Source organism: Streptomyces sp. NPDC028368 (assembly GCF_055565615.1).
In genome coordinates, this window is the sequence record NZ_JBVHTY010000026.1 from 1 (window position 1) to 22,412 (window position 22,412).

The 22,412-nt window shown below is 68.7% G+C and carries 20 protein-coding genes and 5 pseudogenes; 7 read left to right on the plus strand and 18 right to left on the minus strand.

The window, feature by feature from the left end:
- The 10 genes and pseudogenes from ACZ4S3_RS37585 to ACZ4S3_RS37630 form a co-directional block, all read right to left on the minus strand.
- Positions 1-158, minus strand: a pseudogene (locus ACZ4S3_RS37585) (DUF4097 family beta strand repeat-containing protein); the annotation flags it as partial.
- A 61-nt stretch (positions 159-219) separates the two neighbouring features.
- Positions 220-525 carry a hypothetical protein gene (locus ACZ4S3_RS37590; protein WP_467943130.1) on the minus strand — a complete coding sequence of 102 codons (306 nt, stop codon included), beginning with the start codon at positions 523-525 and terminating at the stop codon, positions 220-222.
- Between the two features lie 4 nt (positions 526-529).
- Positions 530-736: pseudogene (locus ACZ4S3_RS37595) on the minus strand (Tn3 family transposase); the annotation flags it as partial.
- A gap of 125 nt (positions 737-861) precedes the next feature.
- Positions 862-1,381, minus strand: a pseudogene (locus tag ACZ4S3_RS37600) (nucleotide disphospho-sugar-binding domain-containing protein); the annotation flags it as partial.
- 41 nt (positions 1,382-1,422) lie between these two features.
- Positions 1,423-2,073: a CatB-related O-acetyltransferase gene (locus ACZ4S3_RS37605; protein ID WP_467942998.1), complete on the minus strand. Its 651-nt coding sequence runs from the start codon at positions 2,071-2,073 to the stop codon at positions 1,423-1,425.
- Positions 2,074-2,275: 202 nt separating this feature from the next.
- On the minus strand, positions 2,276-3,052 hold the full coding sequence (locus ACZ4S3_RS37610; protein ID WP_467943000.1) for a MerR family transcriptional regulator: 777 nt from the start codon (positions 3,050-3,052) through the stop codon (positions 2,276-2,278).
- Between the two features lie 163 nt (positions 3,053-3,215).
- Positions 3,216-4,415 (minus strand): serine hydrolase domain-containing protein, encoded by a 1,200-nt coding sequence (locus tag ACZ4S3_RS37615; protein ID WP_467943122.1) that lies wholly within the window; start codon positions 4,413-4,415, stop codon positions 3,216-3,218.
- Positions 4,416-5,017: 602 nt separating this feature from the next.
- Positions 5,018-5,245 (minus strand): hypothetical protein, encoded by a 228-nt coding sequence (locus ACZ4S3_RS37620; RefSeq protein ID WP_467943002.1) that lies wholly within the window; start codon positions 5,243-5,245, stop codon positions 5,018-5,020.
- A 192-nt stretch (positions 5,246-5,437) separates the two neighbouring features.
- Positions 5,438-5,899, minus strand: coding sequence for a transcriptional regulator (locus tag ACZ4S3_RS37625; protein WP_467943004.1), 462 nt, complete (start codon positions 5,897-5,899; stop codon positions 5,438-5,440).
- A gap of 3 nt (positions 5,900-5,902) precedes the next feature.
- Positions 5,903-6,226 (minus strand): hypothetical protein, encoded by a 324-nt coding sequence (locus tag ACZ4S3_RS37630; RefSeq protein WP_467943006.1) that lies wholly within the window; start codon positions 6,224-6,226, stop codon positions 5,903-5,905.
- 275 nt (positions 6,227-6,501) lie between these two features.
- Between ACZ4S3_RS37630 and ACZ4S3_RS37635 the strand changes: the two genes are divergently transcribed.
- Positions 6,502-7,575: an FAD-dependent oxidoreductase gene (locus ACZ4S3_RS37635; protein WP_467943007.1), complete on the plus strand. Its 1,074-nt coding sequence runs from the start codon at positions 6,502-6,504 to the stop codon at positions 7,573-7,575.
- Here the strand turns inward: ACZ4S3_RS37635 and ACZ4S3_RS37640 are convergent.
- The 3 genes from ACZ4S3_RS37640 to ACZ4S3_RS37650 all read right to left on the minus strand — a co-directional run bounded on the left by ACZ4S3_RS37640 (position 7,572) and on the right by ACZ4S3_RS37650 (position 11,209).
- Positions 7,572-8,822 carry an MFS transporter gene (locus tag ACZ4S3_RS37640; protein ID WP_467943009.1) on the minus strand — a complete coding sequence of 417 codons (1,251 nt, stop codon included), beginning with the start codon at positions 8,820-8,822 and terminating at the stop codon, positions 7,572-7,574. The two genes, ACZ4S3_RS37635 and ACZ4S3_RS37640, sit on opposite strands and share 4 nt — an antisense overlap.
- A gap of 87 nt (positions 8,823-8,909) precedes the next feature.
- Positions 8,910-9,650: an SDR family NAD(P)-dependent oxidoreductase gene (locus tag ACZ4S3_RS37645; protein ID WP_467943011.1), complete on the minus strand. Its 741-nt coding sequence runs from the start codon at positions 9,648-9,650 to the stop codon at positions 8,910-8,912.
- A 695-nt stretch (positions 9,651-10,345) separates the two neighbouring features.
- The gene (locus ACZ4S3_RS37650) at positions 10,346-11,209 is read right to left on the minus strand and encodes a LysR family transcriptional regulator (protein WP_467943013.1); all 864 of its coding nucleotides are present in this window, start codon (positions 11,207-11,209) and stop codon (positions 10,346-10,348) included.
- A 132-nt stretch (positions 11,210-11,341) separates the two neighbouring features.
- On the opposite strand from ACZ4S3_RS37650, the gene ACZ4S3_RS37655 reads away from it, so the two are divergent.
- Both ACZ4S3_RS37655 and ACZ4S3_RS37660 read left to right on the plus strand, forming a co-directional pair.
- On the plus strand, positions 11,342-12,061 hold the full coding sequence (locus ACZ4S3_RS37655) for an SDR family oxidoreductase (protein WP_467943015.1): 720 nt from the start codon (positions 11,342-11,344) through the stop codon (positions 12,059-12,061).
- A gap of 234 nt (positions 12,062-12,295) precedes the next feature.
- Positions 12,296-12,925, plus strand: a complete 630-nt coding sequence (locus ACZ4S3_RS37660; RefSeq protein WP_467943017.1) for a GmrSD restriction endonuclease domain-containing protein — start codon at positions 12,296-12,298, stop codon at positions 12,923-12,925.
- A 207-nt stretch (positions 12,926-13,132) separates the two neighbouring features.
- Here the strand turns inward: ACZ4S3_RS37660 and ACZ4S3_RS37665 are convergent, their stop codons facing one another.
- Positions 13,133-14,086, minus strand: coding sequence for a nitroreductase/quinone reductase family protein (locus ACZ4S3_RS37665; RefSeq protein WP_467943019.1), 954 nt, complete (start codon positions 14,084-14,086; stop codon positions 13,133-13,135).
- Positions 14,087-14,706: 620 nt separating this feature from the next.
- Here ACZ4S3_RS37665 and ACZ4S3_RS37670 point away from each other — a divergent pair.
- Positions 14,707-15,198 carry a hypothetical protein gene (locus tag ACZ4S3_RS37670; protein WP_467943021.1) on the plus strand — a complete coding sequence of 164 codons (492 nt, stop codon included), beginning with the start codon at positions 14,707-14,709 and terminating at the stop codon, positions 15,196-15,198.
- Between the two features lie 447 nt (positions 15,199-15,645).
- Positions 15,646-16,473: pseudogene (locus tag ACZ4S3_RS37675) on the plus strand (IS5 family transposase).
- Positions 16,474-16,722: 249 nt separating this feature from the next.
- On the opposite strand, the pseudogene ACZ4S3_RS37680 reads toward ACZ4S3_RS37675, so the two are convergent.
- A pseudogene (locus ACZ4S3_RS37680) lies at positions 16,723-16,902 on the minus strand (VOC family protein); the annotation flags it as partial.
- 182 nt (positions 16,903-17,084) lie between these two features.
- Between ACZ4S3_RS37680 and ACZ4S3_RS37685 the strand changes: the two are divergent.
- Positions 17,085-17,735: a LysE family translocator gene (locus ACZ4S3_RS37685; protein ID WP_467943022.1), complete on the plus strand. Its 651-nt coding sequence runs from the start codon at positions 17,085-17,087 to the stop codon at positions 17,733-17,735.
- Between the two features lie 169 nt (positions 17,736-17,904).
- On the opposite strand, the gene ACZ4S3_RS37690 is transcribed toward ACZ4S3_RS37685, so the two are convergent.
- On the minus strand, positions 17,905-18,135 hold the full coding sequence (locus ACZ4S3_RS37690) for a DUF6192 family protein (protein WP_467943024.1): 231 nt from the start codon (positions 18,133-18,135) through the stop codon (positions 17,905-17,907).
- Positions 18,136-18,189: 54 nt separating this feature from the next.
- Positions 18,190-19,104, minus strand: coding sequence for an alpha/beta hydrolase (locus ACZ4S3_RS37695; protein ID WP_467943026.1), 915 nt, complete (start codon positions 19,102-19,104; stop codon positions 18,190-18,192).
- A 297-nt stretch (positions 19,105-19,401) separates the two neighbouring features.
- Between ACZ4S3_RS37695 and ACZ4S3_RS37700 the strand changes: the two genes are divergently transcribed.
- Positions 19,402-20,418, plus strand: a complete 1,017-nt coding sequence (locus ACZ4S3_RS37700) for an Lrp/AsnC family transcriptional regulator (RefSeq protein ID WP_467943028.1) — start codon at positions 19,402-19,404, stop codon at positions 20,416-20,418.
- Between the two features lie 1,258 nt (positions 20,419-21,676).
- Here ACZ4S3_RS37700 and ACZ4S3_RS37705 read toward each other — a convergent pair.
- Complete coding sequence (locus tag ACZ4S3_RS37705; RefSeq protein WP_467943030.1) at positions 21,677-22,387, minus strand: TetR/AcrR family transcriptional regulator; 711 nt, start codon at positions 22,385-22,387, stop codon at positions 21,677-21,679.
- Positions 22,388-22,412: the final 25 nt, after the last annotated feature.

Genomic DNA, 22,412 nt, shown 5'->3' on the forward strand with positions numbered 1-22,412 from the left:
TCGGTCTGCTCCGCCGTCTTGACGTCGCGGCTCTTGGAGGCGTCGGCGGGCAGGACCTCGACCGTGGTGTCGGCCCGGTCGGCGGCGATGAACCGGATGTGTCCCGCGGGGATGTCGAGGACGGCCGAGATCGGGGTGGGGGTGGGGAACTTCTGCATCGTGCTCTCCTGCTTCCGCATCGTGCGCTCCTTCGGTGCGCTGTTTCTGATGATGGAAACGCTACGTTGCGTTCATGAGTTCGACAACGTACTCGTTGCGCGTAATCACCATTAATGCAGGTGAGAGCCGTGAATTCATTGCAATGGTCTTGAGCTTAATGCAACAATCTCCACCCGTTCGTTGCAATGAATTGGAGGTGAACGCTATGCTGGAGACATCAGGGGCCACGTATGGAGGTCTCGGCGTGCTCCCGTCCGGGCCGGTCAGGGCACCGTCCTTGCCGTAGCGCAGCATGGTGTTCGCCGAGTTCCGGTTCTCCACCACCTGCAGCCCGCCGTGGATCTCCCAGCGGGTCGGGTGGGTCATCGTCCGGGCGGTACAGCCGGATGCTGCCGATGTTCTTCAGCCGGGGCAGCAGCCGGAAGTTCAGCGGCTCGGTGAAGGCGAACCTGACCACGGACGCGCCGTGCGTGTCGACGGAGTGCGACTCGATCCCGGCGTCGGTGCAGTGCCGCGGCAGCCCCTCGATCATCGCCGCGACCTCGGACGACGAGCAGGACTTCAGCTGGGAGTAGATGGCGCCACGCCGCCCCTGAGAGGGAAAAGGGCCTCGGCACAAGCCGCAGACGATGAGGGTGAGTGAGAACAGGCGGGGTGGCGACGCAGGGCACCGCCTCACCACCCCGGCGGCGCCGGGAAGGCTTAGGCCAGCATGTTCGCGACGAGGTCGGCGGCGCGCGAGGTGCCGCCCTCGGCCCGTGCATCGGCACGTAACCGTGCCGAGCAGGCCGCCGAACAGTTCATGAACGCCGACCGGCTCGTGGAACTGCGCGTGGCCCGCCGCATCGACACCGGCACGGCGATCATCGGGACGCCTGCCAGCAGTCCTTCGCCGAAGCAGCCCATACCGGTGTGGGTGACGAAGGCGTTCGCCTGCTCCAGGATCGCCCGCTGCGGGACCCAGGAGTGCATCTCGATGTTGGGCGGGATGTCGCCGAGTTCCCGCGGGAGGGCCGGAGAAGGCGTCCACGTCGGTGGTGGACACTCCGCAGTCGGCGAGCCACGGCGCGAACTTCGCCCGGTAGGCGTCGGCGCCCGGCAGTTGCCGCAACTGTGCCGCGACGTCCTGGTCGTAGCCGTCCCAGGCCACGAACGTCGGCGACAGCTGCATGAGGGGCCGGTCCTGCGATTCGGCGAGGGCGCGCGCGGCGTGGGCGCCGATGTACGTGCCGATGCACCCGCACGGGAACTCCCGTGCCTCTCCTATACCTCAGGGGTGTCCGGGGCAGCGGCTTCGAGATCGGCGATGCTGCCCGACATGATTGTCCGCACGTGGTCGGTGATGTGCTCCGCGGGCCAGTCCCACCAGGCCACCGCCAGCAGCCGGGTGATGTCCTGGTCGCTGTAGCGGGTGCGGATGAGGCGGGCAGGGTTGCCGCCGACGATCCCGTAGTCGGGCACGTCTGTGGTGACCACGGCGCCGGAGCCGATGATCGCGCCGTGTCCGATCCGTACGCCGGGCATGATCGTCGTGCTGTGGCCGAACCAGACATCGTTGCCGACGATGGTGTCCCCTCGGTTCGGCAGGCCGGTGAGCAGGTCGAAGTGTTCGGACCACGAGCCGCCCATGGTGGGGAAGGGGAACGTCGACGGGCCGTCCATGCGGTGGTTGGCGCCGTTCATGATGAACCGCACTCCCGTGCCCAGCGCGCAGAACTTGCCGATGACCAGCTTCTCCGGCCCGTAGTGGTAGAGCACGTTGCGCGTCTCGAACGCCGTCGCATCATCGGGGTCGTCGTAGTAGGAGTACTCCCCGACCTCGATCAGCGGGGACTTCACCAGCGGCCTGAGCAGCACCACCCGCGGCTGCGCGGGCATCGGATGGAGGACCGTCGGGTCGGCAGGCACAGGCATGGCGAGTGATTCCTTCTGGATTGCGTGTCAGTATCCGCTCCATGATCGCGGTACTGCGCCTGCCAGGGCACCGATTTACGCCTGCAAGAACAGGAGCCTGGGTGCCCGTGGCGGGCGGGTGCGTCCGACGGGCAGGTTCCGGTCCGGACGCGGCGGGTTGGGGCGGGCGTCTCGCCGCGACATCGGGCCTGCTGGGCGGCCGTCACTGATGCGGGATGTCGATGCCGGCTGCGCGCAGGTTCGCCTCAACCAGCGCGTTCAACCGGGCGATGGACGGCTCCTGGTCTTCCCGATGGTGGTTGACCAGTCCGTACCGGGCGGCGGCGTCGGATTGGTTCTGAGACCCGGTCGGCATCGCCAGCCGCGCGCGGTCGGCCAGCAAATTGTCGGCCAGCTCGGACGCCAGCTCCTCGATCCGCGGGTCGTCGGGATCCCAGGACCTCGCATCCAGACCGCGCTTGGTCAGCTCGACGAGCTCGGGATCGTCAAGTCCGTGTTCGAGCCGGGTCAGGAAACTGTCGAAGACCTCCGGAACCAGCGCCCGGGCCAGCACCAGAGCCTCCCGTTGAGTGGCCACGTACTCGGGGCTGAAGCCGAGATCGGCGAGTCGGTCCAAGACCGCGCAGGCCCGGTCGGGCAGCAGGGCCCGGTCGCCATCGGCGAGCCGCTGCAGCGTGTCACGCCGCGCGGTCAACTCCTCGATCCGTTCGGTGAGCTGCCGCTCGACGTCGGCGAGCGTGGCGGCGAACAGCGCGGCGTCGGCACCGAGCAGGGGACCGGTCTCGGCCAGCGGCACCCCGGCGGCGGCCAGCGTCCGGACCTGCACCAGCCGCAGCAGCTCGGCCGATCCGTACCGCCGGTAGCCGGAGCTGTCGCGTTCCGGCTCCTCGACCAGGCCGAGCTTGTGGTAGTGCCGCACCGTCTTCACCGTGACGCCGACGAACTGCGCCGCCTGCCCGATCGTGAGTCCGTTCCTCATTTGCTCAGTCTGCCTTGTGCTCGAGCTCGGCGACTGCGCACACCGCAGCCGAGCAGGTGGACGGGCCACGCCGGGCTCGTTGAGCTCAGCGTGGCCCTGGGTCGCGTTCTGCCTGATGTACGACCGGAGGGGGTTGGCCCTCGATACGTACGGTCACGGGTGCTCAGTCCGTCGGCCGAGCCGGATCGGCCTGCACACCGCCGAACACCTCGTTGAGGAGCCTTTGCTGGGCGTTCTGGAATGCTGCTGCGATGGACAGGTCGGCGTCGTCCACGCAGTTGAGCGCGGCGGTCAGGGTCTTGCTGCCGTCGGGTGTGCTGTACATCAGCGCCGCGTGGCCCACGGCGGCTCCGTTGTGGGAGATGACGGTGCCGCCGCCGTCCGTGCTCACCACGAACACTCCCAGGCCGTAGTCCATGTTCGGGATGCCCGTCGGGTGCGGGGTGCACATCTCTTCCAGCAGCGGGGCCGGCAGGAGCTTGCCGCCCATCAGCGCGGAGATGAACGTCTGAAGGTCCTGGATGGTCGAGATCATGTCACCGCCGGCGGAGATCCAGGAGGGGTTCTGGCGGGTGATGTCGACCGTCTTCCGCTTGCCGGCGTCCTCATACCGGTAGTACGCGTGGGCGTGCGGCTCGGGGATCTCCGGTGAGGCGTCCGGCACCACGGTGCCCGTCAGGCCGAGCGGCCCCAGGATCCGCTTCTGCGTCTCCTCGGCGACCGAGCGGCCGGTGACCCTCTCGATCAGCAGCCTGGCCAGCACGTAGTTGGTGTTGGAATAGCTCCAACCTGTCCCCGGCTCGAACCGCGCCGGCTTGGACAGCGCCAACTCCACCAGTTCCTGCGGCCGGTAGGTCTTGAACCGGTTGTTCATCCACTCCTTGCCCGCGGGGCCGTAGGGCATGGGGATTCCCAGCACCATCGTCCCGTCGTCGTAGACCTCGCCGGTGAAGTTGAACACCCCGCTGGTGTGCTGCAGCAGCATCCGCACGGTGATCCGCTCGTCCAGCCCGAACTCGGGCAGGTACTCCGCCGCCGGGGTGTCCAGCCCGATCGTGCCCTCGGCCACCAGTTGCAGCACCAGGGTCGCGGTGAAGGTCTTGGTGTTGCTGCCGATCCGGACGTGCCCGTTGGTCGGCGGCTTCGCGGTCCCGCCCAGCTCGGCCGCCCCGGCGCTGCCGCCCCACTCGCCCCGCTCGTCGTGCACGCGCAGCGACACCCCGGTGAAACCGGAATCGATGATCTCCTCGATGGCCTTCTGTAGCTCCGGGCGATCCTGCCCGGTAGCAGCCGTCGGCGCGGCCCCGCTGTCCGCGGTGGCCGCCCCGGCGGCGCCGAGGGCGGCGGTGATCTTGCGGGCCATCTCGGCCGTGGTGGTGCTGGGCTTGTCCGGGTGGACCTGGGCGGCTTCGATGGCGAGGAGGATGGTGCTGCGGAAGTTGTCGGCTTCTGCCGGGGCGTGCTTGCCGAGCAGCTTCATGGCTGCGGTCAGGGCCGGCAGTACCCGGTCGGCGAGTTCGGCGACGGTCTTGCCCTTCGGTTCGATGTCCTTGGCCTTCGCGGCGAGCACGTGCCCGACCAGGCCGGTCGCCGACGTCAGGGCGATGGAGGCGTTCGTGGCGGCCTTGCGGGGCGAGCCGGAGGCGGCGGCCATCAGCGACAGGGCGCCGTACGCGGCGGTCCGCAGGGTGCTCTTGTCCTGGTCGGAAAGGGTGATGGGCATGGTGGTGTGCTCCTTCAAATCTGCTGTGCCGGGTCGGCGTCGTGCCGCTGCGGCGAGCATTCACCCTGACCCAAGGTCAACCTCAACTGTGATCTAGCTCACAGCTCCTTCTTGGAGGGTTGGGACGGCTTCGGGAGCGGGGCGCCGTCCCCGTCGGGTGGGAGTGGTGCTGACCATGACGAATTCGACCGCTGCGCACGCAACATGGAGCAGTCGGCGGCGTTCGCCGAGTTCCTTGCCCGTCAGCCCCCGGTCGGCGAGTAGTAGGGGCTGTGGCTGGTGCTGGTTCCGTGCACCGGCCTGCCGTCGCGGGGCGGGCCGTCGGCAGGTTCGGCGGGGTTGTGGACGCCCAGTCGCAGCGACAGGGCTTGTTCGGTACGAGGCTGCCCGGCCACGGGGACGACCGCGAACGCGGCGTGCTTGCCGGGCCCTGCCGCGTCGAACGACCCGTGCAGGATCCGCAGGGCCACCTCGGACTGCCGCCTGCTGGGTGATGCCCCGTATTGGGCCGGCGAGTCTTTCACCGACGATGCGGCGGGTGCCCGGATCGAGGTGCTGAGCGCCGACGGGTACGGCGAAACCGCGCGCATCACCAGTCAGTCTTGGCCTGACGCGGGCGGTTGTGCCCGGTTCCCTTCTCCGGGGGCCGGGCACAACTGTGCTCAGGCCGCTTCAGGATGCATCGGGGAAGTGGCAAGCCACCTGCCGTGCCTCGCCCGGCACGGTGTTCGCAGGGAGGGCGCCTCGACGGATTCAGATCCGGGACCGGTCTGGCCTCCTCCCGCCCTGATCGTCACCCCAACGCGCAAGCCTCGGTTGCTCACGCCTGTGGCTCGCGTGCCGCCGCCACGATCGTTTCCAGGGTCGAGGCATGCCGTTGAAATGCCTGCCGCCCGTGTGCGGTGAGCCGGAGGTGGGTGTGGTGTCCCGTGCGGTTCCGCGTTTTTGCGCACTTCCACGTAGCCGGTGTCCGCTAACGCGGCGACCCGTTTGGACAGGGCTGAGTCGCTGGTGCCGACGGTGTCCCGTACGAAGCCGAATTCCCCCCAGTCGGCCGGAGCCGGCAGTGCGACGACCGAGAGCCGGGCCTGAACGTGCAGGAATTCATCGAAGTCCGGGTCCATCCATCAGCCCTGGTCGTCCCTCTTGATGATCCGCTTGACGATCGGGCGGGTCGCATACGTGGCCGGCAGCGTCGCAAGGGCGGTGACAGCTGCGGCGGCCATGGAGGGATGTGGCAGATGAATCAAGCGGGCGGCAATCACTGCCGCGATGAGGACCGCGACAACAACTGCCGTCGGCCACACAGTGAACAGCACCTCCGCGCGGGATTGCTTCCTGCGTACGCGGGCCTGGCGGTATTGCACGAGCAGTCCGCCCGCGAGCAGTCCGGGATCGCTCTTGATACGGCGCAGGAGGAACGGCGCGAGTAACTGGTCACGGCAGGTCAACCATGGTCGATCTCACCGATACTGACTGTTCCATTGGTCCAACCGGGGCCGGGGCCGGGACCGGGGCTGGTGTCGGCGGGTTGTCGGCGGTGGACGGTGGCCTGCCGGTGAGCTGTCGGTGTGCTGTCGATGGCTGCCGGGACATTGGAGCTGGCTGGCGCCGGCTCAACGGCACCAGCCACCAGCATCGCATCGTCCCGGCTTACTGGAACGGCGCTCCAGGTGTGACCTGCCGGGTGTCCGCCCAGCGGTCCACGATCAGGAAGGAAGCCCCCATGACCACTGACGTCACGATCATCGGCGCCGGGCTCGGCGGCCTCACGCTCGCCCGCGTCCTGCACATCCACGGAATACCGGCCACGGTCTACGAGGCGGAGCCCTCCCCGGCTGCGCGTTCGCAGGGCGGGATGCTCGACATCCACGACTACAACGGGCAACTCGCCCTAGAGGAAGCCGACTTGATGGACGAGTTCCGCGGCCTCATCCTGGAGGGCCGCCAGGCAATGCGGGTCCTCGACCCGGACGGGACCGTCCTGTTCGACAAGGCCGACGACGGCACGGGTGGACGCCCCGAGGTGCAACGCGGCGAGCTGCGACAGATCCTGCTCGACTCACTGCCCGTCGACACCGTCCGGTGGGGGCGCAAGGTCAGCAGCACCCGTGCCCTCGGCGAGGGCCACCACGAGGTGACGTTCGTAGGTGGCGGCACCATCGTCACGAGCCTGCTGGTCGGCGCGGACGGCGCGTGGTCACGGGTCCGGCCGCTGCTCTCCACCGCCACACCCGAGTACGTCGGCAAGTCGGTCGTCGAGACCTACCTGTTCGACGCCGACACCCAGCACCCCGCCGCCGCGAAAGCGGTCGGCGGCGGGTCGATGATCGCGCCCACGCCGGGCAGGGAGATCTTCGCTCACCGGGAAAGGGACGACACCCTGCACGCCTACGTGGGGCTGTCCGAGCCGCAGGACTGGTTCGCCGCCATCGATTTCACCGATGCCGCCGTGGCCACCGCGAGGGTCGCGCAGGAGTGCGACGGCTGGGCGCCGGAGCTCACCGCGCTGATCACAGACGGCGACATCGCGCCGGTCCTGCGCCCCCTCTACGCTCTGCCGACCGGGCACCGGTGGGACCGGGTACCAGGGGTGACTCTGGTCGGCGACGCCGCCCACCTCGCGGCCCCGAACGGCGAAGGCGCCAACCTGGCCATGCTCGACGGCGCCGAACTCGGCAGGGCCCTCGCCGCGCACCCAGACGACATCGAGGCCGCGCTCACCGAGTACGAGCAGGCCATGTTCCCCCGCAGCAGCGAGGCTGCCGGCTTCCGGGATCATTGTGTTGGGAGTTCTTAGTCGCGGCCGGTTGTTCGTGCTTGGTTTGCGTCCCTGGCCCCGGTCGTCGTTGTCACAGCGATGCTGGTTGCGGCGAGGACGGTGATAGCGGTGGCGAAGATGATGGCCGCGGTGTTGAGGGTGGTGGCCGTGACGAGGAGGCCGACGCCGATGGCGGGAACGGCCAGGCCGAGGTAGGCGGCGACGAAGTAGCTGGAGACCAGTTCGCCGGCGCGGCCCGGTGGGGCTTGGCCCACCACCATGGCGAGCCCGGAGCGGAAGGCCACCCCGCCGCCGGCGCCGGCCACCGCCGCACCGAGGAGGAAGAGGAGGAGGGAGGCGGCGGGCAGGGCGGCGACGATAGCGGCCAGACCGAGCGGGACGACCACCATGCCGCAGAGGGCACCGGCGCGTGGTGTCAGGCGGACGGCTGCGAGTTGGGCCAGGCCGGCCGAGCCGAAGGCGCAGAAAACAACCGTTCCGGCCATGACGGGACTGGTGTTGTGCAGCCCCTCGGCCAGGAACTTGCCCGCGAGGGCGGCCAGCAGGCCCAGTACGGCGAAGGAGCCGAAGACGGCAACGGCGGCTGCCGTGAAGGTGGGGCGGGCGGCGACGGGGATGGACAGGCGTTGGGGACGGAGGCGGGCAGGCTCCGTCCCCCCGGTGCGTACGGTCTCGGGGAGGGCGAGGATGAGGGCGCCGGGCAGGAGGAGCGCGGCCAGCGCGGCGTACGGGGTGACCAGGGGGTGGGGGACATGGGCCACGAGCAGGCCGGAGAGCAGAGGGCCGACGCCGAGGCCGGCCATGTTGGTGACGGCGGCGATGAGAGCGGCGCGGGCCGGGCGGGGGTGCAGTTCGCCGAGGTAGGCGGTGGCCGCTCCGGTGGTGAGGCCGACGGAGATGCCGGAGAGGATGCGGCCGGTCAGCAGGCCGGGGAGGGTGGGGAAGGCCGCGAAGACGACGCAGCTGAGCAGGCCGATCGCGACGGCGGGGACGAGTACCTTGCGGCGGCCGACCTGGTCGGAGAGGCCGCCGGCGAGGAGCAGAGGTATGAGGATGCCGAGGGCGTAGGCGGCGAAGACCAGAGCCACCAGGAGCGGGGAGAGGCCCAGGCGTTGGGCGTAGAGCCTGTACAGGGGGGTGGGGAGGGTGCCGCCGAGCATGACGGTGAAGAGGAGGTAGGTGACGACGAGGAGGGCCGCGTAAGGGGGTTTGCATGGTGCGGGGGGTGCGGGGGCGTGGGCGGTAGTCGGGGTTTGCATCGTCATGAAGCGGTTCCTGGTGGCTGGGCTGGGCTGGGCTGGGCTGGGCTGGGCCGGGCTGGGCCGGGCTGGGTGATGTGGTGAGGGGACGGATCACACGAGGTGCCGTCCGCCGTCCACCATCAGCACCTCGCCCGTGGTGTACGCGGCGTGAGCCACCGCGTAGACCGCCTCGGCGACATCATCGGGTGTGCCGACCCGGCGCTGAGGGGTGTGGGCGGTGATCCAGTCCCTCGAGCCCTCCCACGCCTCTGGGGCCTCGTCGTACCAAGGGGTGTCCACGAGACCGGGCGCCACCGCATTGACCCTGATGTCGGGGCCGAGGGTGGCGGCGAGGAGCCGCGTCATATGGTCGACGGCGGCCTTGCTGACGGCGTAGGGGATCGAACTGCCCATGGCTCGGCTGCCGGAGACCGAGGATATGTTGACGATCGAGCCGGCCCCGGTGGCCTTCAGATGCGGGACGGCGGCGGTGGTCACCTGCCAGGTGCCGATGACGTTGACGTCGAAGATGTCCCGCCAGACCGCGCCGTTGGCGGCGTCCAGATCGCTGAGCGGAATGAAGCGGGTCCGGCCGGCGTTGTTGACCAGGATGTCGAGTCGGCCGAACTGGTCGATCGCCGTGTCGACGAGTCGCTGGGCGTCGACCGGGTTGGAGATGTCGCCCTGGACGTAGACCGCGTCAGGCAGCGTGGCCGCAAGTGCCTCTCCGGTTTCGACGGATGAGGCCGAGTTGACGACCACACGCAGTCCGGCATCCGCCATACGACGGGCCACGGCAGCACCGATCCCGGAAGACGAACCGGTGACAAGGGCGACGCGTTCTTCACTCACACGGACCTCCACACAACTGGCTTCTGAAGCAGGTGCCTTCGACATCCTGGGTCGCCGTCCGGCTGCGTGTAGGGATCAGCGCCGGCGGCCCATGGAGTGGCGCCAGAGTATCATTCTATGGAATTTAACTTCCATGATACGGAATGCGAATGAAGTAGGGAAGGGGATCCGGTGCGGCCTGCCGCGACATTGACGCCCTCGGCCGCTGCACGGCCCTGATCGACTCATCTCTTCCAAGTGGGCTGACCCCCGCGCCGCCAGAAGAGCCACCCGCTGGGAGGTAGTGCGCTGCGGCCGCCTGAGGGTGGCTCGGGGGTCCGGGGCTGGAGGTGTGGCGCGAGGCGTGAGGGAACGACTCAGTGCAGCTCGGCGCCGATGAACGGACGGGCGCAGGCGGTATGCCGCTACGTGGCCCTGGAGTTCGGTTTCCCGCCCCGCGCACCAGGGGGCTGCCCTAGGGTCGCCAGAATGGATCAGGCGGCTGCAGGACTCGTAGGTGCGGCTATTGGTGTCTCCGGAACGGCGCTGACCGCGTTCGTTTGATGGCCCGCTCGACGGTGTTGCGGTCGCGGTCGCGATAGAGGTCGGTGTCGTGGGTGACGGGCCTGCCGCCCCGGCTGCCCGTCTTCTTCGATCAGCGGACGATGCACTCGTTCAGTGTGCGCGTCCGTGGACGCGGACGATCCGCCACGCGCTCACCGAGGCGCGGGGCTGATGGCGTCGGCCCGGCAGGCTCCGCAGATCTGTGCGGGGCCGCCTTCCGTACGCACCAGGGCAGCGGCGGCGGCGACGAAGGCGCGGATGCGGGCGTTGTCCGCCACTGTCCGCCATACCGCACCGAACTCGGCGGGTGGCGCGTCCGGATAGCGGACAAAGGCGATCGTCGGACGGGTCTGGTACACCGCTGTCTGGCTCGGGACGGGATGGACGCCATGGCCGGCGCCGACCCGGGCCAGCGTCTCCTGGAGCGAGCCGGCCGGCAGCACGCTCTCGCCGGCGAGGTCGCCTTCGCCGACCGCGTCGCGGCGGGCCAGCCGGTGGCGGGCGGGAACGGCGAGCATCACGGCGTCGGATATCAGCACCGGCCCGGCCGTCAAGTCCGTTTCGCTGACGGGGAATCGGACGATCGCCAGATCGGCCTCGCCGGACCGGAGGGGCCCATACGGATCCCCTTCGGGGACCTCAAGGAGTCGGACCTCGCACTCGGGGTTGCCGGCGCGCAAGGCGGCCTGGACGGAGAGCACCAAGTCACCCTGGAGCGCCCCGGAGAAGCCCACACGCAGCGGCCCGGCAGTACCCCGGCCGGCCTCGGTCGCACGCGCGATGCCTTCCTGGATACGTACGAACGCCGGGCCGATGTCGTCCCGGAGGCGACGGCCTACCGGGGTGAGGGCGACCCGCCGGCTGGTCCGCTCGAACAGCGCGGTGCCGAACCGCCGCTCCAGCTTCTTGATGGTCTGGCTGACCCGGGCCTGCGAGACGAGCAGCCGCTCGGCGGTGCGCGCGAAGTGCAGTTCCTCGGCGAGGGTCAGGAAGATCTCGATCTCACGGCTTTCCATAACCCTCAGGTTATCGATCGTTGCGGGGTTCGGCATTGTTCGGAAGTCGTCGCACGAGCAGGGTTGATGACGTCACCTCCGGAGGTCCCGCCCGGAGGCAGTATCCAGAAGTCATGAGGAATGGAGCACACCATGGCACAGCCGCTCATCGTCATCACCGGCGCCGGTTCGGGCATCGGCGCGGCCACCGCACGCGCCTTCGCCGACCGCGGTCACCCGCTCCTGCTGCTCGGCCGTCGCCTCGACCGGCTCACCGGCCTGGGCCTGCCCCGCGCGCTGGCGCGGGCGGTGGACGTCACCGACCGCTCCGCGGTGGCGGCCGCGGTCGCCGAGGCTGAGGCTGCCTTCGGACCCGCCGACGCGATCGTGAACAACGCCGGGACGATGCTGCTCGGCGAGGTCGCCGCCCAACCGGCCCAGGAATGGGACCAGATGGTGGACGTGAACGTGCGCGGCCTGCTCAACGGCATCGCCGCGGTACTGCCCGGCATGGTCGACCGCGGAAAGGGCACGGTGATCAACATTGGCTCGGTGGCAGGTCTCAAGAGCTACCCGAAGCACACCGTCTACAGCGGCACCAAAGCCGCGGTGCACACGATCTCGGAGAGCCTGCGCGAGGAGGTCGCCGCGCACGGAGTGCGGGTGGTGACCATCGCCCCGGGAGCGGTCCGTACGGACCTGCTGTCGCACACCACCGACGAGGCCGCCAAGGCCGATTACCAGGCGTTCAAGGATGCCGTGGAACTGCCGACGGCCGATGAGATCGCGGAGGCGATCCGTTGGGTCTACGAGCAACCACAGCGGATCACCGTCCGCGAACTGGTACTGGCCGCGACCGGACAGGCCGCGTGACAGGCCAGGAGGGGATCCGCCGAGCGTGCGGCGCAAACTCCCCGTGGGTATGCCGCACCCTCAGCCAGGGATAGGGACTGTCTTCAGGCGTGCGGTGGGCTGTGCGATCGTCCAACGCGTAGGTAATGAGTGGGGAATGGTGTTGTCATGTTCAGTCAACGCGCGTAGCGCTCGGGTCGGGGTCCGCGGTTTGCTGGAGTGTCTCTCCAACCCCCCACACTTCTGGAGACCTTCATGCGCCGTGCCGTCCTCGGCCCCGCCACCGCTCTCGCCTTCGTCGGCCTCACCGCCGCTCCCGCGCTCGCCGAACCGCCCGCCCCGCCCAGCCAGTCGACCGCCCGTGCCGAACTCGCCGCCCTCACCGTCGCCGCCCCGCACTCCATGGACGGCTACGCCCGCGACAAGTTCGACATATGGGCCAAGCAGCCCGACGGCTGTACCACCCGCCAGGACGTCCTTGCCCGCGACGGTAAAGACGTCGTCGACGGGCCCAGCAAGTGCCAGCCGACAAGCGGAAAGTGGTACTCCGTCTACGACGACACCACCGTCACCAACGTCGCCCAGGCCACCATCGACCACATGGTCCCCCTCGCCGAAGCCTGGCGCTCCGGTGCCGACACCTGGACCGCCGACCAGCGCAAAGCCTTCGGCAACGACCTCAAAGACCCCCAGCTCGTCATCGCCTCCGAGTCCTCCAACAGCTCCAAGAGCGACAGCGGCCCGGCCGACTGGAAGCCGACCAACCACGCCTTCTGGTGCACCTACGCCGAGGACTACACCCACGTGAAGTCCGTCTTCAAACTCACCACCACCGACAGTGAGAAGACAGCCCTGGCCTCCATGCTCGACACCTGCACCAACTAGGCCCTGTCCTGGTTGGGATCTAGATCTACGGCTTCTGCCCCCTCTTCACGGTTGGGCAACCCCCGCTTGAGGAGACAGCTCAACGCCTGCTATCGAGGGCGACTGGAACCGGGATCTCCGGGCCGCGGCATGCTCTTGCCGCGGCCCGGCGCGCAGCCGACACCACCGGGCCGGGAAGGTCGGCCCGGAGGGGGCGCTGGTGGATGATCAGCCGAAGTTGGGAGCCGGGGCCGTGGCGTTGAGCGCCGTCACGATCGTCTCCTCCTCGTACCTGAAGTGGGACTCCAGCTGGTTCGCCAGCCGCTCCAGGTCGGCGCGCAGCTGTACGGGGTCGGTTTCACCGGGTACGAAGCTGTCGACGAGCTGCTGGATGTCGTCCTGCAGCCGCGCCACCACCTTGTGCTCCTCGCCGAGCTGCGCCAGCGCCGGAGCGAGTGCGGGGAACTGCTTGGCCAGCATCGGGAACATGGCCATGTCCTCGCCGCCGTGGTGCTTCTTCAGCGCCCCGCAGAAGTTGAGGCAGTGGGTGCGCATCTGCTGGGCGAGGTCCGGCGGCGTCCGCTCGATCGTGTCCGCGCCGCCCTCGATCACCTGGTCCGCCTGGGCGCGGAGCGTCTCGAGCTCCTTGCGCAGCCAGTCGTGCACCTCGACGATCCAGTCGCCCATGCCTTTGACCCGCTCCTCGCCGGCCTTGGGGCCGATCCGGTGCAGTACGACGACCGGGATCTCCCGGGTTGTCTTGGCCTGGTGGTCGGCGTACCCGGGTGCCTCGATGATCACGCGGTCGAAGAGCTTGTCACGCTCCTGGCCCGGCGGGATGGCGGCGATCGCCTGATAGGTGTCGGTGCCCGTCTCGACCGTCACGATCGGGTTCTTGCGGATGTTGTGGTGCCACGCCGGGTGTTTGTCGGCGCCATATGCGGACGCGACGACGATGCCTTTTCCGTCGAATTCGAGATACCCCAGGACGCTCTCCCGGCGCAGGCCGCTCTTGGCTCCGACGGTCGTCAGCACGGCCAGCGTCCAGCCCTCGAACATGCCGCTCATCTTCCCGTTGTTCGCCCGAAACTCGGCGATGACCTGACGCTGGAACTCATTGACGTCGAAGCCCGCCCAGGTCTCGGCCTGCTCTTCCCAGGTCTCGGCCTGTTCCTTGCTCATGCACTGCCTTTCCGTGTCGATTGATCGCGAAGGAGGGCCACGTCATGCCACGTAACCGGAAATCGACACAGAAATACCCCGCATGCCTACGCAGTGAAGATGGGCGCAGCAATCCCAGGAAAGAGATTGACAAGCTGCGAGAGACGGACCGTGCCGATCTCTGTAATGGCTGAGTAGCCGCTACCTCCATGCGTAGGCCCATACGGGGCTCATTCAGACCGTAACACCGTCCCCGCTGATCGAGCAACGTCACCTCGGCGGGTGCAACCGGGAGCCGATGGACCGAAGTTGGGCCCGATCTCGAGTCAGCCCCTGGAGATCACCCGGTGGGCCGGAGACTGCGGATCCAGTGGGGCCGCACAGGCGATGAAGGCCGTTTCGCTCAGGTGGCAGCGAGGAACAAAGCCGCGTTCACCAGCTGAATGGCTTTGTTCACGAGTTCCGGCTGTGGCCCAGCTTCTGTGGAGCTGCGCCGGCCACCACTTCCGCTCCACCCGCGAAGCCGACAAAGACCCCGGCCTGGACATGCCGTGCCTCGAGGAGTGGCGGAAAGAGCACACCGCCCTCCCCGCGGACTTCGCCCTCACCCCAACCGAAACGGCGAGGTTGAACTCCGGCTCATGTCGACCCCTCACGAGCCCGGCCCCGCCCCCACGGCCACCCGCGTCCCTCTCGACGCCCCCCGCGGTCTCCGTGCGGGGTCCGCCGTCACCGCCATGGTCGGCGTGCTTGCCATGGTCGGCGGCGTAGCGCTCGGCGGGGCCTGGATCGTGGCCTTCGTCATCGGCCTGCCTATCGCCGTCTTCGGGCTCGGCTTGCTCCGCTACGACTGGGTGCACCGGAACGACCCGAGCTCGTTCGTGAGCATTGATGCCACCGGCTTGTGGCTCACCAACAGAGCCGGCCAGAACGTCATCGCCTGGCACTCCCTCGCCGGCGTCGGCCTGCACTGGAGCCCGGCGAACGGGTCGGCGAGCTACACCCTCGAACTGTGCCCGGGCGGCCCCATCGACCGCGACGACCCGGTCCTGTGGCCCATGGTCCGCGACGACGAGCCCCTGCGCCCCGACCTGCCCCGACTGCGCTACCGCCTCGGCGCCAACGGCGATTGACGAGCGCCTCTTGCCGAGGCGGTCCAACGGTACGCACCCCACCTGTGGTTCGGCGAGACCGAGCGCGAGCGGGGCTATGGGGGCCTGCCCGACGCCAGGGGGCACCGGGAGCGCAGCGGCGTCCGTACGCGCTGAGTTGTGGCCTGATGGAGCTGTGCCCCGGTGGGGGGAGGGCGGTTGCTGAGGTCCTGGAGGAGCCGCAGTCGGCCCCCGCCTTGCGCACTGGTCGCGTCGTGAGCGAGGCGATCCCATGCCCGGTAAGTGCGGCGCGCGCCTCCTTGGCGGTCGCCATGCCGCCCGTTGGCTGGGCCTGCGCCGGGTCGGCCGGGAGCGGGAAGGAACGGAGAGCCGGCGCGTACCGGAAGTCCTAAGAGGGCATCCGATGTCGGTAGTTGGTGTTCTGGGATGCTCTTGTGGCTGCTGGTGATGATGGTCGTTGCACGCCGTGTGAGTGCTCGTCGTCCGTATCGCAGTGACATATCCGATGCCCGATGGGCCCTGATCGAGCCCGTCCTCACAAAATGGCGCGCACGGCGGACCGGGCCGGGCACGGCTGCTCGGGTGCACGACTTACGGGAGATCGCGAACGCGATCCTGTACGTCAACCGGACGGGCATCCCATGCGAGTACCTGCCGCACGACTTCCCGCCGTACAAGACCGTCTACGACTACAACGCGAAGTGGGAGGCGGACGGGACCACACGGCGGGTTCACGCCCTCCTGTCGGACAGGACCCGCCGGGTGCAAGGACGCACGGCTGCCCCGTCCGTAGCCGTGCTGGATGCCCAGAGCGTGAAGACCTCTTCCAATTCCAACGTCGCCGAGACCGACCAGGGCATCGACGCGGGCAAGAAGACATCCGATGCGAAGAAGGAGTCAAGGGACGCAAGCGCCAGGTGGCGACCGACACCCTTGGTCTTCTTCTCGCTGTGATCGTGACAGCCGCATCGGTGCAGGACTCAGTCGGCGGAAGGCACCTCCTCGACCAGGTCGCTTCTTCGCATCCGGAGGTCGCGAAGGTCTGGGTGGCCGGTGGCTATCAGAGGTCCGTAATCAATCACGGGGCCAGGCCGGGAATCGATGTCGAGGTGGTGAAGCGGCCCTCTGTGTCCGGGTTCCAGCCCCTTCCAAGACGGTGGGTCAATTGAGCGGACGTTCGGCTGGCTCATGCGGCATCGCCGGCTAGTCCGTGACTACGAAGCCCTGCTTCAGCGTTCCCGGGCAATGATCCACCGGGCTATGGCTAACACAATGAGCCGAAATCTCACCGGATAATCCACACGAAGCCGGCGAACCGGAACGGGAGAAGCGGTCATCACGGCCTGAATAGTGATCAGATGCCCTCTTGGCGCTTCAGTTGGCGAGTTGAGTGTTGTGGTTGGCGAGCGAGCTGATCTCGCCCCCGAAACGCAAGCTCTCGCCGCCCGAATCGACCGAGACGCCGCAGCCCAACCCAACCGGGGTCATAGCGCATGAGCACACAAGGCTCACGTGTCGGGGTGTCGTTAAGGCTCCGTGTCAGGACGGGGCGAGGATGCAGAACTCGTTGCCCTCCGGGTCGGCGAGGACCGTCCACGGCCCTTTGCCCTGGCCCACGTGGGCGAGCGTCGCACCGAGAGCCTTCAGGCGCGCGACCAACTCCGCCTGATAGCTCGCAGAGGTGGTGGCGAGATCGAGGTGCACACGGTTTCTTGTTGCCGTCTTCTCACTTCATTGCAATGTCTTCCGCTGTGCGAGGGTCAACTCGTGCCGCGATTTCGCCGGTCTCGATCTTGGTGACAGTTAGCGTGGCGAGGTGACAGCTGTCTCGGCTCGGCACAGTGAGCCGCACATGGCCGTGGGCTGCTAGGTTGCGCCTAGGCGAACGTGTGTACGGAGGTAGTGCTGTGATCGGGCTGGGAGCAATAGCGGGGATCGCGGTGGTGGAGCTCGGCATGGTGCTGACGCCGGGGCCGAACATGATCTACCTGGTCTCCCGCTCGATCGCCCAGGGCCGCCGGGCGGGGTTGATCTCGCTGGCCGGGGTCTTCCTCGGCTTCCTGGTCTACCTCTTCGCGGTGTCCGCCGGTATCGCCACAGTTTTCGCGCTGGTGCCGGAGATCTACCTGGCGATCAAGCTGGCCGGAGCGGGCTACCTGCTCTGGCTGGCCTGGAAGGCCGTCCGGCCGGGCGGCCGATCCGCCGTCGCGGCCCAGGAGTTGGCGCAGGACGGGGCCCGCAAGCTCTTCCTGATGGGCTTCCTCACCTGCCTGCTCAATCCCAAGGTGGCCATCCTCTACATCTCGCTGCTGCCGCAGTTCGTAGACCCGGCGCGTGGCCATGTCGGCCTGCAGGGGCTGCTGTTGGGGCTGACCCAGATCGCGGTGGGGGTCGCCGGCAACGCGTTCTTCATCGTGACAGCCGGCTCCGTCGCCGGGTTCTTCGCCCGGCACCCGCTCTGGCAGCGCCTGCACCGCTATGCGATGGGCACCGCGCTGGCGGGCTTCGCCGTCAGGATCGCCACCGAACGAACGGGCGCGGCGGTCGCCCTGCGCTGACAGCTGACAGCTGACAGCTGGGCGCTGAGGGCGCCCACCGCAGTTCAGCTGACCGATCGTCTGGGACATCCGGGACGACATCCACGAGGCGTTCCTCAAATTGGCCTGCTGCGTGATCACCTACCGACGCGTCCGAACCTTGTGTTGGCTCCTCTACGTCGCAGCGTCATCACTGGGGTGATGAGACCAGCATCAGGTCTGAACGGAAGTGCTTGACAGGGAAGTCGAGCGCGCCTGCGAGCCAGTCCGCCGCGGAGCGGACCCGGCCGACCTGCCGGCGGACGGTCTCGCGCTCGTCGTCCGTGAACTCCTGGCCCAGCAGCTGCGGGACCAGCCGCCCAAGGGTCGCCACGAAGCTGTGGCAGGAGCCGACCAGGTCGAGACACTCGATAGCCCCCACAACCCAGATCATCCAGCCGTACTCATCTCACGGCCAGGTATCAAAAACACCTACTCAACTGGGATCGCGGGGATCCAGATGCTTCTGCAGGAACGAGATCTCCGCCTTGACGGCCTGTTCGTGCGATTCGAGGAACGGGGCGTAATGGCGGCCTGACAGATGGACTACCTCGGACTGAGGCGCGTTCCGGGCCGCCCGGACGGCGGGGCCGGGGAGCACGCTCTGGTCCTGGTCGCAGACGACCACCAGCAGCGGGCACCGTATCCGGGAGGCATGGCGGCCGGGCTGGTACACGCCGATCTGCAGGGCGATTCGTGCGGCGACCGTCTGCTCCCAGTTCGTGTGGCGACGGTCGGGATCGAGGGCCCGGTCGCCGTCCATGGCGTCGGGCGTGGTGAGCGAGGCGACCGCGCCGCGCGGTCCGGCGGTCGGGACCAGCAGCGGCGGACGACCGACGAGGCCCCCGAGCGCGTCCGCGACGCCCCGGCCGAAGAGCCGCAGCAGCGCGAGGGGCGTCATGGAGCGCAGCGCGTGGGGAGCGACCGCGCGGCCGTCGACCAGCGGGGTCTGTGCGATCGCGCAGGCCAGTCGCGGGTGGTCGGCCGCGACACGGAAGACGTGGCCGCCCGCGAGCGAGAAGCCCCAGACCGAGATCCTGTCCGGGTCGACGTCGGGCAGGCCGGCCGCGCACTCGATCGCGGCGTGCCAGTCGGCGACCTGCTCGTCGAAGCGAACGATCTGGCGCGGCGTGCCCCCGCTCTCCCCGAACCGCCGGTGGTCGAAGGCGAGGACGGCGAAACCGGCATCGTTGAACCGTGCGGCGAACAGGTCCGAGGCGGGTTCCTTCGTCACCGAGGTTCCGCCGGCCATGATCACGCAGCCGCCGTTGGACCCCGGATAGTGCCAGGCGGCGCACGAGGTGTCGCCGCTGGCGAAGCGTACTTTTTCCCGTTGCTTGAATGCGGGCACATGGACCTCCGTGGTGGATCCGTCGTTCTCGGGGTGCTGTGAAAACCGCGGGCCTGCGGCGTTGTCGCACCGCAGGCCCCCTTCTCCGGGCCGCCGGTTGCGGCCCTGGAGGTGCTGACGGTCAGCTGATCAGGCTGGGGAACCAGATACGCGGGTCGAGGATCATCGGGTGCTCCTTCCGTGGCTCGGGTCCGCCGACGTACGTCAGGGACGGGGCGGAGTGGATGACATCCATACTTGGGGCGTTGTCCCCGGAACGGGCGCCGCAGGGCGACGGAATGGGCGAAACTTGCCTTCATGGCGCGCGCATCGGCGAATTCCGTACTGAGCCTCATAGATCAGCGGCTGGTGGCCGCGTTGCAGTGGGACGGCCGCCTCACCGCAGAGCGGGCGGCCCACGTGCTGGGACTCAGCCCCGCCACCGTGCGCCGCCGCCTGCACGCGCTAGGCACCGACGGCACCATGCGCGTGGTGGTCTCACCGGTGGCGCGACCGCGCAACGGGGGCTCGGCCGGGGCCCTGTTCCTGCGCATCCGGGTCCTGCGGGGAAAGCTCGACACGATCGTGGCCGCGCTCGCGGCGCGCGAGGACATCCCGTTCATCGACGTCACCACCTCGGGTGACGAGATCTTCGCGGTCGCCCGCACCGAGCCGGGTTCACGCGACCCGTTGGTCTTCCGCCAGCTGCCCTCCACTCAGGCGGTGACGTCCCTGGAGAGCGCCACGATCCTGCACGTCTTCCGGCTCACCTCCGAGTGGCGTCACCAAGTGCTGACCGCGCCCGAACGCGCGGCCCTGAGCCCGGCCGAACCGGCCCCCGAAGCGACCGCTTCCGGTTCCCCGGGCCCGTACGGCGTCGACACCGATGCCCTGGAACAGTCCCTCATCGACGCCCTCACACCCGACGCGCGCCTGACCGCGGCGGCCCTGGCCGCGCGTACCGGCCACCCGGAGAGCACGGTGCGCCGACGCCTCGCCCAACTGGCCGCCCAGGGCCGTCTGATCACCCAGGTCCTGGTCGATCCACGCCGCCTCGGGCTGCCCATCGAGGCCAAACTCCTGCTGCACGTGGCCCCCGACCATCTGGCCGCCGCCGGGCAGGCGCTGGCCGACCACCCCTCGGTGCACGGCGCGTTCGCGACGTCGGGACCCTCGAACCTGCACGCGGCCGCGTACTTCCCGGACCTGACGGCCCTCTACGGCTTCCTCTCCCGCGATCTGGTCGGCCTGGGCATCACCCACGTCGAGACGGCCATCGTCAGCCGCGCCGCCAAACGCACTCCCGCGCCGGTCCAACCGGTCCCGTCGAGGTGAGGGCACCGCTGTGCCGACGGGTCGGCTGGGGCACTCCAGCCGGTACCAAGGGCCAGGCGGACCACCTGAGGATCGTCCTGACAGAAATCGTGCCACGCGCCCGCATAGGCGGGCAGGTCCTCCGTGGTGATCGGTACCGCGCAGGCGACCACACCCCGTCCAAGAGCTACCACTGACAACTACTGAACATAACCGCTGCTCATGATCACGCGGAAATGACTCGAACGGTGCTCATGATCACGCGGAATTGCTCACGAAACCGCGGTACCCAGAACTACTTCCGTCGCGGTCTCACGGAACCCACAAGGGCGTGCAGTGGTTTGACGAGTTCGGGGTGGTCGCCGCGGGAGGCGGAAGTGTCGGTCCGCTCGTGGTGAGGCTCGCGAAGTGGCAGTCGCCGTGCGCGGTGGCCCAGGCGATCTCTGCCGGTGCCCGAACGCCTGCGTAGTGGGGGAGTGCACGGTCGAATCCACTTCCGAAGCCAGGCACGGCCTAAGGGCTGTCCCGTAATCCCTGGCGGGAAGTTGACTCACAGCTAACAAAGTTGTCGACCAGGCGCTAACGACTATCGAACGAGATTCCGGGATCCTTAACCCACGGGAGTTCGACGTGAAGATCCGTCGAACGGAATCCGCGGGGGCAAGTGCGTAGAAAAGGAAAAGGGCCCGTAGTAGAGCGGGCCATGATGGGGGCGGCGTGAGGGACCCCGCCAGAGACCGTGTCGCACAGAGCGTCCGGCCGCTGCACGACCACGACGAGAGGCATGTCGATACCCTTCGCCGCGGACACGGCCACAACGTCGCCTTGGCTCAGCTCGTCGGCGGCCTGGACCGCCTCACGGAAACCTCCCCGGCTGCCCACCCCTGAGACCAGGCAGCCAGCGCCTCTCGAGTGAGAGTCGGCCGCGCTCGTATTGATCACATCTGTCGTCACGTTGTCGGACGCCTGACCACCCGTGCCGGCCTCACGGCGGCCGCCCTGATCGGAGTCGGCACCGGTCTGATCACTCCGCTGGGCTTCGCCGCCCTCGCGGCGAGCACCCCCGAGGAACGGATGGGCCAGACCATGGGCTCCGCCGAACTCGGCCGCGAACTCGGCGACGGAGGACCCCTCCTCGTCGCAGGCTTCGCGACCGTCACCACGCTCACGTACGGCTACGCGACCTTGGCGATCCTGATCACCGTCGGCCCGCTCTCGCTCTCGCCACCCGGCGCCGAGTCGCCAAGATCTAACGGCGGCGAGGCTGCTCAACGGCGCGTCATTCGGCCGTGGTTCCAAACAGGGCCAAGACCTCGCGGAGAGTCTGCTCGAAGAGGGGTTCGGGGTCGGCGAGGGCGAAGTCCAGGTGCCCGAAGGCCTCCATCGAGACGATCCCGTACAGCCGTACCCATGCCTCGACGAACACGCGCAGCACCGAGAGAGGGACGTCCTCGGTCAGGTGCTCGCGCAGTTCTTCCAGCTGCTCCAGCCAGTCCGTGCCGCTCTGCCCATCGGCAGGATCTGGGATGGCGCCTTCCCTCCACAGCTGGGTCATGAGGCCGAGGAAGACGCCGCCGAAGCGCCAGCTCGCCTCGTGGGAGGGATCCTCGGGCGCGGTGCCGGCGTCTGCCACGGGTTTGCCGAACAGGAGGCTGAACTCGCGGCGGTGCGCCAGGACCCAGGTGCGCAGCTCGCGGGCGGCGGCGCCGAGTTTCTGTCCGGTCGGCGCGGCGGGGTCGCTGTCGCGTGCGGCCTCCAGGGCGCCCGCCAGATCGAGGTAGAGGTCGGCGACCACGGCCTGGACGAGGGCGCGGTGGTCGGGAAAGTACCGGTAGAGGCTGGGCGCGGCCATGCCGAGCTCCCGTGCCGTGGCCCGCAGCGTGAGCGCGCCTGGCCCTTCCGCGGCGAGCAGAGCCCTGGCCGTGCGGACGATCTCCGCCGCGGTCTGCTCGCGCATGCGGGCACGTCGGGTGGGCGGCTGATCGGCCATGCGGCAGCTCCTGCTCTCCTGCGTG